The organism is Klebsiella sp. Lac1, from assembly GCF_009825425.1.
GTDB classification, from domain to species: domain Bacteria; phylum Pseudomonadota; class Gammaproteobacteria; order Enterobacterales; family Enterobacteriaceae; genus Klebsiella; species Klebsiella electrica.
The window spans coordinates 1,296,664-1,312,139 of record NZ_VJZJ01000001.1 but is presented as its reverse complement, the minus strand read 5'-3'; the positions used below and the strand labels follow the sequence as shown (position 1 = coordinate 1,312,139).

General features: G+C 55.3%; 13 protein-coding genes and 1 pseudogene. 6 read left to right on the top strand and 8 right to left on the bottom strand.

The window, feature by feature from the left end; translation table 11 throughout:
• Positions 1-16: 16 nt before the first annotated feature.
• The 3 genes from FNY10_RS06250 to FNY10_RS06240 all read right to left on the bottom strand — a co-directional run bounded on the left by FNY10_RS06250 (position 17) and on the right by FNY10_RS06240 (position 3,247).
• Positions 17-1,246: an MFS transporter gene (locus tag FNY10_RS06250; protein ID WP_160703610.1), complete on the bottom strand. Its 1,230-nt coding sequence runs from the start codon at positions 1,244-1,246 to the stop codon at positions 17-19.
• Between the two features lie 96 nt (positions 1,247-1,342).
• A complete protein-coding gene (locus FNY10_RS06245; RefSeq protein WP_100683851.1) occupies positions 1,343-1,693 on the bottom strand; it encodes a helix-turn-helix transcriptional regulator in 351 nt (116 codons plus the stop codon).
• Positions 1,694-2,404: 711 nt separating this feature from the next.
• Positions 2,405-3,247 carry an undecaprenyl-diphosphate phosphatase gene (locus FNY10_RS06240; protein WP_160703611.1) on the bottom strand — a complete coding sequence of 281 codons (843 nt, stop codon included), beginning with the start codon at positions 3,245-3,247 and terminating at the stop codon, positions 2,405-2,407.
• Between the two features lie 519 nt (positions 3,248-3,766).
• On the opposite strand from FNY10_RS06240, the gene codB reads away from it, so the two are divergent.
• The 3 genes from codB to codA are packed head-to-tail and all read left to right on the top strand — an operon-like array spanning position 3,767 to position 7,502.
• Positions 3,767-5,029 carry a cytosine permease gene (gene codB, locus FNY10_RS06235; RefSeq protein ID WP_160703612.1) on the top strand — a complete coding sequence of 421 codons (1,263 nt, stop codon included), beginning with the start codon at positions 3,767-3,769 and terminating at the stop codon, positions 5,027-5,029.
• Between the two features lie 2 nt (positions 5,030-5,031).
• Positions 5,032-6,267, top strand: a complete 1,236-nt coding sequence (locus FNY10_RS06230; RefSeq protein ID WP_160703613.1) for a PucR family transcriptional regulator ligand-binding domain-containing protein — start codon at positions 5,032-5,034, stop codon at positions 6,265-6,267.
• Positions 6,264-7,502 (top strand): cytosine deaminase, encoded by a 1,239-nt coding sequence (codA, locus tag FNY10_RS06225; RefSeq protein WP_160703614.1) that lies wholly within the window; start codon positions 6,264-6,266, stop codon positions 7,500-7,502. Before FNY10_RS06230 ends, codA begins: the two co-directional genes overlap by 4 nt.
• Before the next feature lie 45 nt (positions 7,503-7,547).
• Here codA and FNY10_RS06220 read toward each other — a convergent pair whose 3' ends face one another.
• From FNY10_RS06220 to FNY10_RS06205, 4 genes are all read right to left on the bottom strand, one after another.
• Positions 7,548-8,408: an ABC transporter permease gene (locus FNY10_RS06220; RefSeq protein WP_160703615.1), complete on the bottom strand. Its 861-nt coding sequence runs from the start codon at positions 8,406-8,408 to the stop codon at positions 7,548-7,550.
• Positions 8,405-9,238: an ABC transporter permease gene (locus FNY10_RS06215; RefSeq protein WP_131050075.1), complete on the bottom strand. Its 834-nt coding sequence runs from the start codon at positions 9,236-9,238 to the stop codon at positions 8,405-8,407. The genes FNY10_RS06220 and FNY10_RS06215 overlap by 4 nt, the downstream gene beginning before the upstream one ends.
• 148 nt (positions 9,239-9,386) lie before the next feature.
• A complete protein-coding gene (locus FNY10_RS06210) occupies positions 9,387-10,526 on the bottom strand; it encodes an extracellular solute-binding protein (RefSeq protein WP_131050074.1) in 1,140 nt (379 codons plus the stop codon).
• Between the two features lie 29 nt (positions 10,527-10,555).
• Entirely contained in the window at positions 10,556-11,605 is a 1,050-nt protein-coding gene (locus FNY10_RS06205) for an ABC transporter ATP-binding protein (protein WP_131050073.1), read from the bottom strand.
• Between the two features lie 163 nt (positions 11,606-11,768).
• Between FNY10_RS06205 and FNY10_RS06200 the strand changes: the two genes are divergently transcribed.
• The 3 genes from FNY10_RS06200 to FNY10_RS06190 are packed head-to-tail and all read left to right on the top strand — an operon-like array spanning position 11,769 to position 14,328.
• Positions 11,769-12,539, top strand: a complete 771-nt coding sequence (locus FNY10_RS06200) for an MBL fold metallo-hydrolase (RefSeq protein ID WP_160703616.1) — start codon at positions 11,769-11,771, stop codon at positions 12,537-12,539.
• Complete coding sequence (locus tag FNY10_RS06195) at positions 12,536-13,567, top strand: LacI family DNA-binding transcriptional regulator (protein WP_160703617.1); 1,032 nt, start codon at positions 12,536-12,538, stop codon at positions 13,565-13,567. Before FNY10_RS06200 ends, FNY10_RS06195 begins: the two co-directional genes overlap by 4 nt.
• On the top strand, positions 13,564-14,328 hold the full coding sequence (locus FNY10_RS06190) for an inositol monophosphatase family protein (RefSeq protein WP_141964783.1): 765 nt from the start codon (positions 13,564-13,566) through the stop codon (positions 14,326-14,328). Before FNY10_RS06195 ends, FNY10_RS06190 begins: the two co-directional genes overlap by 4 nt.
• Positions 14,329-14,500: 172 nt before the next feature.
• On the opposite strand, the pseudogene FNY10_RS06185 reads toward FNY10_RS06190, so the two are convergent.
• Positions 14,501-15,406, bottom strand: a pseudogene (locus FNY10_RS06185) (LysR family transcriptional regulator).
• Between the last annotated feature and the right edge of the window lie 70 nt (positions 15,407-15,476).

Sequence of the window (15,476 nt, the reverse complement as noted above, 5' to 3'; positions counted from 1 at the left end):
ACGGGTTCGGTTAAACTCAGATACCCCATGGAATATAAGAGTCGTCCTCAGTGTTCGCAGGACGCTTCACCGTTAGTGAGAAGATGATAGAGATAATGGCTAAAATGAAGATGACCCAGAAAGTTGACTGGAAGCCACCGAAGACCGAAGCAATCACAGACCCCAGGAAAGATCCGATCCCAAAACCCAGATAAATGACGCCATAATTCTTAGTGACATTATTCAGACCAAAGAACTCAGCCACCAGGGATGGAAAAGTAGTAAGGTGACCACCAAAATTAAACGCGACACACCCCAGAGCAAAGAAGAAACTATACTCATTCAGATGGAAGAAATTAAGCAGAACCATACCCATCAGGAGGATTATCTGACCAAAGGTGACAATTCGAATGATGCGTATGCTATCGGACATTATGCCCATCACCAGACGACCGACTAAGTTGGCGACAGCAACAACAGTTACCGCATTTGCAGCCGTCACGCCATCGAGATGGGCGATGGTTTGCGCAATATCTTTTGCTACACCAATAATGTACAACCCTCCCATCATTGCGGTTCCGAACATTAGACATAACATCCAGAATTGCGCCGTACAAACAGCTTCACGCAGAGTATATTCTTTCTGGACCGCACCACTGGCAACTTTCACATTTTGATATGGCGCATCTGTCATTAATATCCCGCCAATGATGCAAATCACCGCAGCAATAACTCCCCAGTACAGTAATGCGGTATGTAATGCGTTATTGGCAAGCAGATCCATATTAATGAATTTGAAGGCTAGCGACCCCAGCCCATAACAACCGATAGATAAAGCGGAAATGAGTCCTTTACGTTCCGGGAACCAGCGAATACAGTTGGTCAGCGTAAGTAAGTAGCCAATACCGTCAGCCAGTCCTACCAGGACACCGCCAAAAATCCACAGCATTGTCAGATTATGAGCGATCCCCGTCAGCCCTAAACCCAGTAACAGTGCGATACCAGAAAATATGGTAAGCACTTTAACGCCAAATTTATCCTGTAGCCTCCCCGCAAAACTGGATGCAAAAGCCAGACAGAGACACAGGATACCAAAGGTGAAAGCAACGTTTGGAACCGTAGTGTGGAGCTGTGTTGCAAAATGACTATTAAACAAACTCCAGGTATATACCGAGCCCAACGCGAACTGGGCCAGAAGAGTGCCTGTGAAAGTCAGCCAGCGAGTAACAGGTTGAGATGCTTGCCGTAAATCTTGTTTATGGGTCATAATGATACCTGTCAATGGATTTTTATTGGCAAATGATTATTTCTTAATTCCTGTATCATTCAGATTATCCCTGGTGCAGGATGATTACTGAACGGATCAGCTCCGTGTATTAAGACGATATTGACGTGGAGTTAAATGATAATGCTGTCGAAATGACCGACAGAAGGTTGACTGCTGTCTGTAACCGAGATACATTGCGATCTCTGTGATTGAACTGTTTGTTTCCTTCAGTAAATCCCTGGCAATAACCATTTTACGCTTTCTTATATATACACCTGGAGACATACCAGTCACTCCTTTGAAACTTTTTTGAAAGTGCCATTGGGAGTATCCTGTTTTTTCTTCCAGGACCCGAAGTGTTAACTCCTCTGTTAAATTAAATTCTATCCACTCCAGTATATCCTGAATGGTTAAACGCATAAGACAGGAAGAGGATTTATCTTTCATTTAAATGCCTTAATTAATATACATTTTTCATTAGCCAAGGCTGGCGGATTAAAAACAACAGGGCAATCATACTCTAATCCATGTATTCTAAAAGTGAATATTTAGAATACATAACATTCCATTATGGAATGTTATGTAACGGTTGCATATCCGGGGGCGAAGGAGGATATCTGGCGGAAAACAGCGACTTCTCATGTGCGGATCGGCCATGCTCAGGCAATGCGGAATGGCTGACGGATAATGGTTCGGCTTACAGAGTCCATGAAGCGAGGGGACGCGTCCGAATGGCGGGAACTACGCGGTGCACAGCAGCGGCACGCCATCTGCAAAGCCACGGTATAGCAAACGTTCGGGAAGACGATAAACGGGATGACAGCAGCCTCATGCTAAAACCGGACGGTCAAGTGGCGGCGATGAATCTGCGCTGGCGTTGAGTCATGACAATCAACCTCGCCCGCACGTGCACAGGGGTATCGCTCACTACGGGAATATCACGCTCTGCCAGTCGCCGCGATTAAAAGACCTCACGCTGCACGGGCGTTGGCGGCAGATGCTCATCTCTGTCATTGACGCCGGGCTACGGCATTGCCGTGTCATTCGCCCTGTGGCCGCTGCCCTTTCGGGAACAGCACTTGCGCTATTCCCGAAGGGGGATGCTTTGCCCTGCGACGCGCATGATTTAGGGTATCTTACGCGCCACGACGATAAGAATTACCCTATCCAAAGAACGGCGCAGGCGGCAAGAAGACAGTAGCCGCCAAAAAGGTGCCACTTATCATGTTCCAGCCAGCCCGCCAGCCAGCGAAGCGCCACTAAACCGGCGATAAAACTGAAAACCATACCCAGCAAACTCGGCAGAACGATGGAGGAAACGGTCGGTGAGACCGCCTTGAGTGCAGCGCTGGCATGGAAAGCGCGCGCCACTTCTTTGACGATAACAATGGGCGTCAGCACAACCGCCAGCGCAAAACTGAATTCTTCTGCGGTTTTTCGGGCAACGCCGACGGATAATGCAGTAGAAATTGTCGCGCCGGAACGGGATAACCCGCGAAAAGGCAGACAAAGTCCCTGCACCATCCCCACAATGACCGACTGGATTAAAGAGAGACGCTGACTATGACTTTCTTTTATTCGCGACGAGACAATAATGAGAATGCCCGACACGACAAGCCCGCAAGCAATCAGTTTACTGTTGCTGAACAGTGATTCAATTTCGAAATCTGGCGTATTGCCAGAGAAATAAACCTTGATGATATGTTGCAGGGTTAAGCCGACGATCCCCGTCATCATGGTGGCAATAATAATGCGCAGAGCATAATGTTTAAACGCCGCACCAGAGCTAAAATAGGTGACGCGCCAGGATTTCCAGAAATGAACGATAACAGCAAACATCGTCCCGGTGTGCAGCATAACCAACAGCAATGTCATGTCTGGTGCACTTGGATTCAGCCCCAGTATTTTTTCCGCCATAATAACGTGTGCCGAGCTGGAAACAGGCAACAGCTCAGCCAGCCCCTGAATGACTGCCAAAATCAATATGTTCAAAAAGGTCATATTTTCTCCGGGTGATGGATTCCCATGTTAAATACTAAGACAAAGCATCAGGTCATGAATCCATTCAGTACCCTGCGTGAATATAATCCTTAGCGGTGACATCTTTAATAGCGATACACTGCGCCGGGTTGAAGAAAACGTTTCGTTTAACCTTCGTTTGACTTTCACCAGGAGCCGTTGGGGCGGCGGATTTTCGCGTCTCTGTTCAGCCGTTCTTGTTCCGGATAAAAGACCTGCCCGCTGACATATCCGGCGGTAAAGATCGGCAAAAAGCGCGCGGCCTCAGGTCAGGAAACAGGACGATGGGAAAATGCCCCACGCAACGGATGGCTGAGCGACTGCGCCATCATGGTGCGAAAGTTTGCACCCTGCACACTCTTATGACCCTTAGCGGCAGATTAACGCCGTTTTATGTGCAAAGTGCCCACTTCATTATGTTGCCTGTGCAGTGATATTTTTGGCATATCTCTTGCTAAACCTCTGGTATCGCTATTCGGATAACCACTCAGAGGTTCCACAATGTCAAACAGCAATGATTTTCCACTCGTCGAAGCGCCCGCCTCCGGGCGTAAGGGCGTGTTTTCGATTTCCATGGTCCTGTTCAGCTTCACCTTTTTTACCGGCACCATGTTTGCAGGCGGCAAGCTCGGCGTCTCTTTTTCCATCGTAAACCTGCTGTGGATCGCGGTTATCGGCAACTTTCTGCTGGCCCTGTATGCCGCGTCGCTCGGCTGGATTGCCGCGCGCAGCGGGCTGAATACCGTACTGATGGGCCGTTTTTGCTTCGGTGAAATCGGCAGCAAGCTCGCCGATTTTATTCTCGGCTTCGCCGAACTGGGCTGGTACGCCTGGGGTACGGCGACGGTCGCTATCTCGCTGGTCAAGATCCTCGCCCTGCCCGAGGCGATGACTATTGTGCTGATGATTCTGTTCGGCATCCTGTTCTGCGTCACCGCCCTGGTCGGCTACAAGGGGCTGGATGCGCTGTCCCGCGTGTCGGTGCCGCTGATGTTTATTCTGCTGGTGGTCTCTATGTATCTTGCCGCCCATCACGCCGGTGGCTGGCAAGCGATGACCCAAATCGAACCGGGCTCAACCATGACCTGGTCGGCGGCCATCACCATGGTATTCGGCACTTTCGCCAGCGGCGCGACCCAGGCGACGAACTGGACGCGGCTGGCTAACTCCAGCCGTACCGCCATCGTCGCCAGCATGAGCAGCTTCCTCGTCGGCAACGGGCTGATGATTGTTGCCGGGGCGTGGTGCGCCATCGTCTATCAGCAGGCCGATATTGTGGAGGTACTGATTCTACAGGGGCTGTCCGTGGCGGCGGTGGTAATGCTGTGCCTCAACCTGCTGACCATTCAGGGGCCGACGATTTATAACGTCTCGGCGGCCGCCTGCCACCTGCTGCGCAGCGAACGTCGCCGCACCATGACCGTAGTCGCCGCCGGTGTCGGCATTCTGCTGGCCATTGGCGGGATGTATGAAATGCTGATCCCTTTCCTCGTGCTGCTGGGCAGCATCATTCCGCCCATCGGCGGCGTTATCCTTGCCGACTACTGGTTTTATCGCGGCGGCCGCTATCCCCTGCTGCACACCGCCCGCCTGCCGCGCTTTAACTGGCTGGGGCTTGGCGCCTACGCCGTGGGCGCGGTGGTGGCTTACCTGTCGCCGTGGATTGCGCCACTGGTGGGTATTACCGTTTCCGCGCTGCTCTACATCGCCCTGACGCGTCTGAGCAAACGTCAGCCCGCCGCTGACTCGGTCGCGGAGCAGTAATCATGGGCCTGACGGTCAGTGAAATCCTCGCGCTTGACGGGCTCTCCCCCCTGCGCCTGCGCGCGGGGCAACAGGGGCTGCAGCTGGCGGTGCGCTGGTATTACGTGGCGGAAAATGAAAATATCGCCGAATGGATCATGGGCGGGGAGCTGGTCTTTATCACCGGGATCAACCACCCCCGCGATGAAAACAACCTGATTCATTTGCTGATGGAAGGCAAACAGCGCGGGATCGCCGGGATGGTGATCCTCACCGGCGACCAATATATTCAGGCGATTCCGCCGCGCCTGATCGCGCTGGCCGACGAGATGGGTATTCCGCTGATCGAACAGCCCTATCTGCTGAAGATGGTGATGGTGACCGAACGCATCGGCACCGCGCTGGTACGTAGCGAGAATGCCCTGCAATCACAGCGCGATATTCTGCTGCAGCTGCTGACCGGCGACTACCCCGACCTGCATATCCTGCATCAACGCGCGCTCCACCAGCAGCTGGATTTTACCCGCCCGCTGCGGGTGGCGGCGCTGCGCCTTGAGGGGATACCGCGCCTGTTTCGCCAGCTGCCACCGGAGCAGGCCGAAGCCTGGCTCCAGCAGGCTCGCCGCACCGTGCGCCAGCGCCTGCAGCAGCAGCTCAACCAGCAGGGCAATCCCTTTCCGCTGGTTGAACGCAGCAATATGTTTCTCTTCCTGCTTCCGGACGAGGAAGGCGAATTTTATCAGCAGAAAAAGGGGTTAGAACAGTGGCTGCTGACCCAGGCGGAAGGCCGCGACGGGCTGTCGCTGCTGTGCGGCCTGTCGGCGCCGGTGCAGCAGCTACAGGGCTATCAGCGCGCGCTGTCGCAGGCGCGCCAGGCGCTGGATCTCAGCGATAACCTGCGCCCGGCCCAGCGCATCAGCGACTATCAGCAACTGGGCTTTATCAAGCTGCTTTCCGCCGTCAGCGACCCGACTCTACTCACCGACTTTATGCATGACACCCTCGGCTGCCTGATCGAACCCGACCGCAAAAGTCCGTGGCTGTTAATGGAGACCCTGGAAACGCTGCTTCAGGAGAGCGGCAACGTGGTCAGGGCCGCCGAGCGGTTGGCTATTCACCGCAACACGCTGCATCAGCGCATCCAACGTATTGAAAAACTGACCGGCTATCCGGTCAGCCATCCGCAATTTCATCTCAACGCCTCGGTCGCCCTGGCTATCTGGCGTATGTCGCAAAACCATTTACGGGAACAACCATGAACATTATCAACGCGCGCCTGCGCCATAAAGAAGCGCTCTATACCCTGGAGCTACAGGATGGTTTGATTAAAAGCATCACCGCGCAGGATGCCGCACGCGCGGCTGACACCGGCGATATCGACGCGCGGCACAAGCTGGTTATTCCGCCGTTTGTCGAGCCGCATATCCATCTCGACGCCACCCTGACAGCGGGCGAACCGGAGTGGAATATGAGCGGCACGCTGTTCGAGGGCATCGCCCGCTGGAGCCAGCGTAAAGAGCGCGTCACGGTTGAAGATACGCGCCAGCGGGCGCTGAAAACCATCGGCATGTTGCGCGATAACGGCGTGCAGCATGTGCGTACCCATATTGATGTCACCGACCCCTCGCTGACGGCGTTGGAAGCGATGCTGATGGTGAAAAAAGAGGCGGCCCACCTTATCGATCTGCAAATCGTCGCTTTCCCGCAGGAGGGCATCGAATCCTTTCCCGGCGGACGCGACCTGATGACCCGTGCCATTGAGATGGGCGCCGACGTGGTGGGCGGTATTCCGCATTACGAAAACACCCGCGATAAGGGAGTCAGCTCGCTGGTTTTCCTGATGGATCTGGCCCAGCGCCACGGCTGCCTGGTGGATGTCCACTGCGATGAAATCGACGACCCGCAGTCGCGTTTTCTGGAGGTGCTGGCGGAAGAAGCCCGGGTACGCGGCATCGGCGCCCAGGTAACGGCCAGCCATACCTGCGCCATGGGCTCCTACGATAATGCCTACTGTTCGAAGCTGTTCCGCCTGCTCAAAGCCTCAGGCATCAACTTTATCTCCTGCCCGACCGAAAGCATTCACCTGCAGGGGCGCTTCGATAGCTGGCCGAAACGCCGCGGCGTGACGCGCGTCGCAGAGCTGGATCGCGCCGGGATCAACGTCTGCTTTGCCCAGGACTCCATCCAGGATCCGTGGTATCCGCTGGGCAATGGCAACATCATGCGCATTCTCGACGCCGGACTGCATATCTGCCATATGCTGGGGTATGAAGATTTGCAGCGCTGCCTCGATCTCATTACCGAGAACAGCGCCCGGGCGCTGTGCCTGGGCGCTAACTACGGTATTGCCGAAGGGCGCCCGGCCAACCTGCTGATCCTTGATGCGGAAAACGACTATGACGCGGTACGTCGCCAGGCCAAAGTGCTGACCTCTATCCGCCACGGTGAGGTGATTATGCAACGTCAGCCGGAGCAGATTTGCTATCCGGAGTGAGGCGTTGAGTATGCCCGTTCGACGATGAAGAACGGGCCCTTCCCCTCACCCTTTGCCCAGTTTTGACAGCATCTCCGGGCGCATAAACTTATGGATGACCAGCATAAACAGCAGCGATGGCACCAGCAGAATCAGGGCGGTAATGGACGACACCTGATAGTTCCCCGACATACTGGCGTTGTACAGCAGCAGCGGCAGCGTGCTGATGTCCGGTGCGCCGACGAAAAACGTGCCGGTAAATTCATCCAGCGATTCGAGGAAAACAAAAATACTGGCGGCAATAATGCCCGGCGAGGCCTGCGGCAGCACAATATGCCAGAAGGTGTAAATCGGCCCGGCGCCGAGGTTACGTGACGCCCTCGCCAGCAACGGATCCACGGCGGAAAAGGCCGCCACGCAAATCCATACCGAGTACATCAGGCCGTGCATGCTATGCACCAGCACCACGCCCGCTACCGTCCCGTTTAACCCCCACTGATAGAAAAGCCGGGCGATATTCATGTACACCGTCAGGTTCGGAAACGCCTGCGGAATCAAAAACAGCAGCATGAACAGCACCCGCAGCGGCATCCCTCGCCGTGAAAGCGCATAACCTGCCGGCACCGAAATCACCAGACACACCCCCACCGACAGCACCGCAATCAGCACGCTGGTGAGGAGTGAACCGGAAACATCGCTGTAGGGACTGAACACCTGATACCAGTATTTCAGCCCCCACTGGCTGGGCAGCGCATGGGGGAAAAACCAGCTCTCCGCCACCGTCCAGATGAGTAAGTTCAGCAGCGGGCCAAACATCGCCAACAGCATAAAAACCAACAGCAGCGTCTGCAGCGGCAGACTGGCGCTCAGTTTTCGCCGCCCTTTCGCCAGCCACGTCTCCGGTAAAGTCATACTGACCTCTTTCATAAATCGCCCCCCTTCTGTTGCAGGCTATGGCGCAGGTAGAACCACGACAGCGCGCCGCATATCAGCAGTGATACCACCCCCAGCGCATTGGCCACCGCGTAGTCGCCGTAAGAGTTGACGCGAAACGCCATGTCCACGGTCATCATCGTCGGCGTGCCGACACCGATCATCAGCGGCACGGAAAGCACCGACATCATGGTCACGGTCGAGAGCACCAGCGCCACACCGATAGCAGGCAGCACCTGCGGCAGAATAACGTCGAACAGAATACGCACGCGCGAAGCCCCGAGATTGCGAGCGGCCAGGATCTGCGACTGCTCCAGCGCCGCCATCGCGCCGCAGATAAGCAGCGTGGCGAACGCCAGTTGTTTCCAGACAAAGGTAATGATGATCCCTTTCCAGCCCAGCCAGGAGACGGTCTCCATCGGCGTAAACAGATCGGTTGCCACCAGAGCATTGTTCATCAGGCCGTTTTTGGCGAGGAAGGTCCGCATCATCTGCGCGGCGACAATAAAAGGGATAAACAGCGGCAGACGGTACAAGAACCCCAGCATGCGCACAATCGGCCGACAGGGTGACAATGTGATCACCGCCGAGAGGGTGATCGAAATCGCGGCCAGCAGCGCCACGGAGATCAGCACAATCACCACCGTAAAGGCAATATCGCTGGAATAGAGAGCATAGACCTTAGCGAAATGGCCCAGGGTCAACTGCCGCGCATCGTTGGTAAACGCGGCAATCAGCGAGAACCCCAGCGGGTACAAAAAGAGCACGGCGATCATCAGCGCGGCAGGCGCGACCAGTAACAGATATTTCAACGAACGGCGCATAGCAAACCTGACATCAGAAAAAGAAACGCTCAGGGCGACGTCATGTCGCGCCTGAACATTGACGGTATACCCTCAATAATTCCCGCTGCAGGCAGGCAGTGAACGAGTGTAGCCAACGCGCCTGCAGCGGGAAGTATGACGGGTATAATTAGTTGGCGACCTGGCTTTCGTAGCCTTCTTTTATGTCGTCAAAGTAAGGGGCTATCGGGAAGCTTTTGCCGTAGTCCGCCAGCGCTTTCGGGGAGATTTCCGCGAACAGCTTCTGCCAGGTCGCCGGATCCAGCTTCGGCTTCACGTACTCCGCATTGATCCCTGGGTACCAGTTAAACTGTTTCACGATCCCCTGCGCCTGCACGTCCGGGCTGGTTGCCAGCTCGATAAATTCACGCGCCAGCTGTGGGTTTGCCGCCTTCGCCGGGATCACGTAGTACATCGGCTGTCCCGGCATCCCCGGCGACAGCAGCGCCAGCTTGATAGACGGCGGCAGCTTGCCCTGATCTTTCCAGCTGTAGAACATATCCACCCACACCGGCCCCATGGTGATCTCGCCGCGGCTGAGCATATCGAGCGTACCGGCATTACCTGGCGTGAAGGTCACATTCTTATTGAAGGCCTTCAGCTTCTCGTAGGCCTGGCTCCAGTTTTTCTCCACGCCTTTGTCGTAAGGCAGCGCAGACAGACGCCGGGCGTCCGTGCCGTAGGCGTACATCCAGCCCACCACAAAGCTCACGCCGGACATGCCGTTTTTGATGCCGTTATAGCCGAAAGCCTGCGGGTTTTTCTGCGCCCAGCTCACCAGTTCATCGTAAGACGCCGGGGGCGTTTTGATGGCTTCGCTGTTCCATGCGATAGCGGTCTGGCTTAAGAACATCGGCATCACGTAGCCGTCGACGTTCACGCCGAGGGCATTTTTGGCGCTATCGGCGCTCACCATGCTGCCGGTGCTAATCTGCTGGCGGTATTTCTCCAGCAGCCCCTTTTCCACCAGCTCGCCACCGGCTTTCTGATGAACGACCGCCACATCAATATCCCAGGTCTTCGCGCCACTCTCTTTTTGCGCGCTCAGTTTCTCGATGATTTTATTCGAGCCAGCATCGCCGGGACCGGTCCCCACCACCTGCACTTTTACGCCCGGATGCGCCGCTTCAAACTTCGGTCCCAGCCAGGTTTTCACGTAATCCACCATATTCTGATCGCCTGCGGTGGCAACGTTCAGGATGGTGTCGGCCTGTGCGCCGTAGCTCAGAAACAAGGCAGTCACTACCGCAGCTTTCGTTTTAGTCAACATGGTCTATCCCCAAAATGAACACAATGAAATTAATTTGCTTGAGACGATGGAAAAATATGTAACGCGGCGGCCGGAACGTGCAGTCGCACGGATGACTGCGCGGGCCAGCACTGGGTTGAATCCGCCAGTAACACGCGATCGCGACAGCGCACGCTGTGGCGATATAAATTGCCAAGAAAAACACTTTGCTCGACTACGCCATTCAGGCTTAAGCCCTCGTCAGGCATGCGGGTGGTTAACGCACCGAGCGCCGTATCGGCGCTGCGAAAATAAAGCGTCCGGTCGCGAAAATCGTCAGCGGAATATTTCCCCTGGACGCGCAGGGAAATGTCCTGAGCGGCAAAGAGTTGGTTGGCAGAAATTTTATTGTCCGCCCCCATAAAATCCGCAACAAATGGTGTGGCGGGACGTTGATAAATATCTTCCGGCGTGCCTGTTTGCTCGATGCGGCCATTATTTAACACCGCGATGCGGTCAGCCATAACCAGCGCTTCCTGCTGATCGTGGGTGACAATTAATGAGGTAAAGCCGAGACGTTTTTGCAGGGTTTTTATTTCATGCCGCACGTTGAGACGCACTTTGGCATCGAGATTCGACAGCGGTTCATCCAGCACCAGCACGTCCGGCTCAATGGCCAGCGCCCGCGCCAGAGCGACACGTTGCCGCTGCCCGCCGGAAAGCTCCGTCACCTTCACATCCGCCAGACCGGTCAAATTGACGATGCCGAGCAGTTCCGTGACGCGGCGGTCAATATCGTCACGACGCCATTTGCGCAGTTTCAGCCCATAGCCAATATTGCGCGCCACCGTCAGATGCGGCCACAGCGCGTAGCTTTGAAATACCATCGTGATATTGCGCTGCTCCGGCGCACTGTGGGTAATATCGCGATGGGCAACGGTAATCTCCCCGGTTTTTACCGGAATAAAACCACAAAGCGCATTGAGCAGCGTTGTTTTTCCGCAGCCGGACGGCCCCAACAGGGCAATCATCTCGCCTTTCCCGACCTGCAGATCGATATTATGCAACACAACCTTTTCGCCATAGCTAATTTGAAGCCCGGCAATCTGTAAATAACTCATATTCATTACCCAAAAATCGCTGCGTGGACTTTTTTTACTGCAATGAACACGTGTTCATTCGAATGTAAAAAAAATGCAATGTTGACTCGACATTATGTGAGCCTACTTTGTCGGGTATTTGTGACAATTTAATTAAGCGTCAAACATTTTTTGGTGAGGGAAAATGAAAATAGATGTACTTGGGTGCGGCAGCGCCTTCTCCCGTGAACAAAATACCTCTGCGCTGCGGATAATCGATGAGGCGAACCGGCAATGGTTGATTGACTGCGGCCCCACCATTCCCCGGGCCTTGTGGCAACGCGGGGGAGACGCCAATGATATCGACGCCGTCTATTTTACCCACGTTCACCCGGACCACTGTAGCGGGCTGGCGGCACTGCTCAACTACTGGCACAGCTTCTCGCGCCACAAAGCGTTGATTATTTACAGTCAACCGCAGCAGCGCCCCGTGCTGAGGCAACTGGCCGCGCTCGCCACCTGGCCGCAGACCACGCTGTGTTTTGATCTCGACTGGCGCGACACCACCGACGTATGGACGTGGCACGACTGGCATATCCAGACCGCCGAAACCCGGCATGAGCTCACCAACCGCGCCATTCGTATCACCCAGGGCCAGCAGACGCTGTTTTACAGCGGTGACGGCCGCCCAACGCCAGAGTCAGTGGCGCTTATGGAGGGCGCCGATCTTGCTTTCCAGGAATGTGCATCGCTGACGGCGCTCAGCAGTGAGGCGTCACACGGCGATTTTCCCTCCTGTCTGGCGCTGTTTCAGCAACTGAATCTCCCGGCGCTGGGACTCTATCACTGTCACGACGCGATACTGGATGACCTTAAGCGCGCTTGCCAGCCGTGGAACGGATTGTTCGTCAGCCATGACGGCCTGCAATGCGCGCTCAACCCCCCCGTGATTTCTGCGCAGGAACGCCCGGCATGAGTTCAGTCCCCCGTAAACAGAGCGTCACCGCGCAGGATGTCGCCCACCGGGCGGGCGTCTCACGGGCGGTGGTCTCGCGCGCGCTGAGCAATAACGGCAGTATCTCCCCCGACACCCGGGAGCGGGTCCTGCGCGCGGCGGAGGAACTGGGTTATCAGGTTAACTTTCTCGCGCAGGGGCTCAACCGCCGCCGCAGCCATCTGGTTGGCGTGATTGTCTCACGCATCAGCGACCCGTTTCGCAGCAGCCTGCTGGATGCCCTGCTGAGCGAGATCCAGCGCTGTGGTTTTCAGGCGCTGGTGAGTGAAATTCGCAGCGAAAAGGACCTGGCCCGCACGCTGCGCCGTTTTTCCCAGTTCCGTGTGTCCGGGGTGATCGTGACCTCGGGTCAGCCACCGGAATCGCTGGTGAATGAGTGCGTGTCGCAACAGATCCCGGTGGTAGGCATCAACCGCCAGCCGGGTATCCCCTTTGTGGATTACGTCAGCTCAGACAACGTCTACGGCGCAACCCTCGCCGCCGGGCAACTGGTGCGCAACGGCTGCCATAGTTTCGGCTGGCTCAATACCGCGCACTCCACCTGGGCCGGACGAATGCGCGGCGATGCTTTTTATCAGGCGCTACAGACCTTCGGTATCGACACCGCCCGCAATCTGCAGGCGATCATCGCGCCCGACGAGGGTTATGACGGTGGGTTTCAGGCCGCAGTCGGAGCCGATGAGACTCTTGATGGCATCTTCTGCGCCAATGCGCAGCTGGCCTGCGGTTTTCTTGACGGGATGCGCCAGCGCGGCAGGCACGCCCCGGACGATTTTCAGCTCATCGGTTTTGACAATACGCCACAAACGGCGCAATACAGTTATCAGCTCACCACCCTGCATCAGGACGTTGCGGAGATTTCCCGCCAGGCATTAACCCGCCTGCTGGAGCGCGCGGACGATCCGTTGCAACCCTCGCGGACAACCTGGGTGGATGTAGAGCTCATTTCCCGGCGCACGTCGCCATCACCTCAAAAGAGCAGGCCATGACGGAAGAACAGCAACAATCATTATGTGTATTGATTCGCCGGTTGGGCGCAGAAGCGCAGGCATTACGCAATGCCGGGTTACAAGTGGATAAAAAAGCCCGCCAGGATTTTGTTTCACATGCCGATCTGTATGTGGAAAAAGAGATCAAAAGCTGGCTGAACGCTCACTGTCCGCAGGATGGTTTTCTCGGGGAAGAGAGCGGCCTGCAGGCTGGCGAGCACGGTACCTGGGTACTGGACCCTATCGACGGGACCACCAACTATATTCAGGGGATGGATTACTGGTGCATCTCGCTGGCTTACGTTCGCGAGAACACCACGGAGCTGGGGATTATCTACGCCCCGGATCGGAATGAGTTTTTCTTTGCCCGCCGTGGCGCAGGGACATTTCTTAACGATCGGCGTCTGACGCTACGCGAGCCGGATCCGGAAACGGTGGTTATCGGTATCGGGCGCTCGAGCCGCGCGCCGGTCGAAAACTATACCCGCGCCCTGGACCGCGTGCTCAATGGCGGAATGGAGTATCGCCGCTTTGGCGCCGGGGCGCTGATGCTCGCCCACGTTGCCAGCGGGCAGGTGCATGCCTATTACGAAGAGCATATGAACAGCTGGGACGCGCTGGCGGGGATGTTGATCATTGTCGAAGCGGGCGGTGTCAGTAATGCGTTTCTCGCCGATAATGGTCTGTTAAACGGCAATCTGGTGCTGGCCGGATGCGCCGCTGTGCTGGCGCGTCTTTCCACCCTGCTGGAGAACCCCTAACCGTTCGTGCCATGAGCCGATAAAAAGCCTGCGCGCAGCCGCTTTTTATCGGCTCACCCTGGCGCTTTGTTTCGCCGCTCGCCTGTCAGCATGCCGGTTTTAGTTCCACGCACGTTTTGCGATTTCCGGGTTTACCGCTGGCGGCAGGTTATTCAGGCGCTGTTGTATTCCGTCAGTCATTGCGCAATTTCTGATGCATGAAATCAATGAGCGCTCTTGTTTTAGCGGGCAAGTAACGCCGGTCGGAATACAGTGCGAACAATTGCAATGGCGCCGGCGCTTGTTCAAACTCAACCTCAATCAACCGTCCATCGCTAATGTAGGGTTGGCAGGCTTGTTTCTATAGAATTGCAAAACCGACACCTGCTAGCGCCGCGCGGCCTGCCATCTCTCCGCTGTTTACCCGATAATGCCCATTAACCTTAATGGTCTCGAATCCCCCCTTGATATTAACAAACTGCCAGGGCGCGCCTTTCAGTGCACTTACCGTTGTAATACAGGGTAATTCTGCAAATTGCCGGATATGAGAAGGGGTACCATAACGCTGAATAACGGCCGGGGCTGCCACAATAGTGCAAGGGATCGTCACCAGATGACGGGCTATATAGTCACCGTCCTCCATCTGACCACGGGTAATAATGATAGCTAAATCCAGATCATCGCGCAGAGATTCAAGGCCAGACAAATTTGTAATACAGCTGATCTCCAGGTCCGGGTACAGACAGGCAAAATCGGCAATAACAGAACCCAGCAATGCGGGACCTATTTCATTGGGAATACAGATGCGTAAAGGCCCCTTGAGTTGCATTTGCCGCAACGTTAATTCTATCTCAGTTTGCTCAAGCGCCTCCAGTAATGGCTTCGCTCGGGTATAGAGCAGACGCCCCGCCGGGGTGAGTTTCATATGTCGGGTGCTGCGCTCTATGAGCTGAAGATTGAGTCTTTCTTCTAACTGAGAAATACAGCGGCTGACATTTGATGTCGGCATTTCAAGGACTTTAGATGCCCCAACAAAACTTTCTCTTTCAACCACCGCAATGAACACTTTCAGGGTATTAAAATCAAGAGCCGGACGCATCAATTATCCCATATTTGATAATAATAAATGCCATTTCTATCATATAATACATACCATTGATAGCGGTTAA

Bases quoted from the DNA above. Each gene is read 5' to 3' on its own strand.
- FNY10_RS06250 (WP_160703610.1), bottom strand. From the start codon at position 1,246: ATGACCCATAAACAAGATTTACGGCAAGCATCTCAACCTGTTACTCGC.
- FNY10_RS06245 (WP_100683851.1), bottom strand. From the start codon at position 1,693: ATGAAAGATAAATCCTCTTCCTGTCTTATGCGTTTAACCATTCAGGAT.
- FNY10_RS06240 (WP_160703611.1), bottom strand. From the start codon at position 3,247: ATGACCTTTTTGAACATATTGATTTTGGCAGTCATTCAGGGGCTGGCT.
- codB (WP_160703612.1), top strand. From the start codon at position 3,767: ATGTCAAACAGCAATGATTTTCCACTCGTCGAAGCGCCCGCCTCCGGG.
- FNY10_RS06230 (WP_160703613.1), top strand. From the start codon at position 5,032: ATGGGCCTGACGGTCAGTGAAATCCTCGCGCTTGACGGGCTCTCCCCC.
- codA (WP_160703614.1), top strand. From the start codon at position 6,264: ATGAACATTATCAACGCGCGCCTGCGCCATAAAGAAGCGCTCTATACC.
- FNY10_RS06220 (WP_160703615.1), bottom strand. From the start codon at position 8,408: ATGAAAGAGGTCAGTATGACTTTACCGGAGACGTGGCTGGCGAAAGGG.
- FNY10_RS06215 (WP_131050075.1), bottom strand. From the start codon at position 9,238: ATGCGCCGTTCGTTGAAATATCTGTTACTGGTCGCGCCTGCCGCGCTG.
- FNY10_RS06210 (WP_131050074.1), bottom strand. From the start codon at position 10,526: ATGTTGACTAAAACGAAAGCTGCGGTAGTGACTGCCTTGTTTCTGAGC.
- FNY10_RS06205 (WP_131050073.1), bottom strand. From the start codon at position 11,605: ATGAGTTATTTACAGATTGCCGGGCTTCAAATTAGCTATGGCGAAAAG.
- FNY10_RS06200 (WP_160703616.1), top strand. From the start codon at position 11,769: ATGAAAATAGATGTACTTGGGTGCGGCAGCGCCTTCTCCCGTGAACAA.
- FNY10_RS06195 (WP_160703617.1), top strand. From the start codon at position 12,536: ATGAGTTCAGTCCCCCGTAAACAGAGCGTCACCGCGCAGGATGTCGCC.
- FNY10_RS06190 (WP_141964783.1), top strand. From the start codon at position 13,564: ATGACGGAAGAACAGCAACAATCATTATGTGTATTGATTCGCCGGTTG.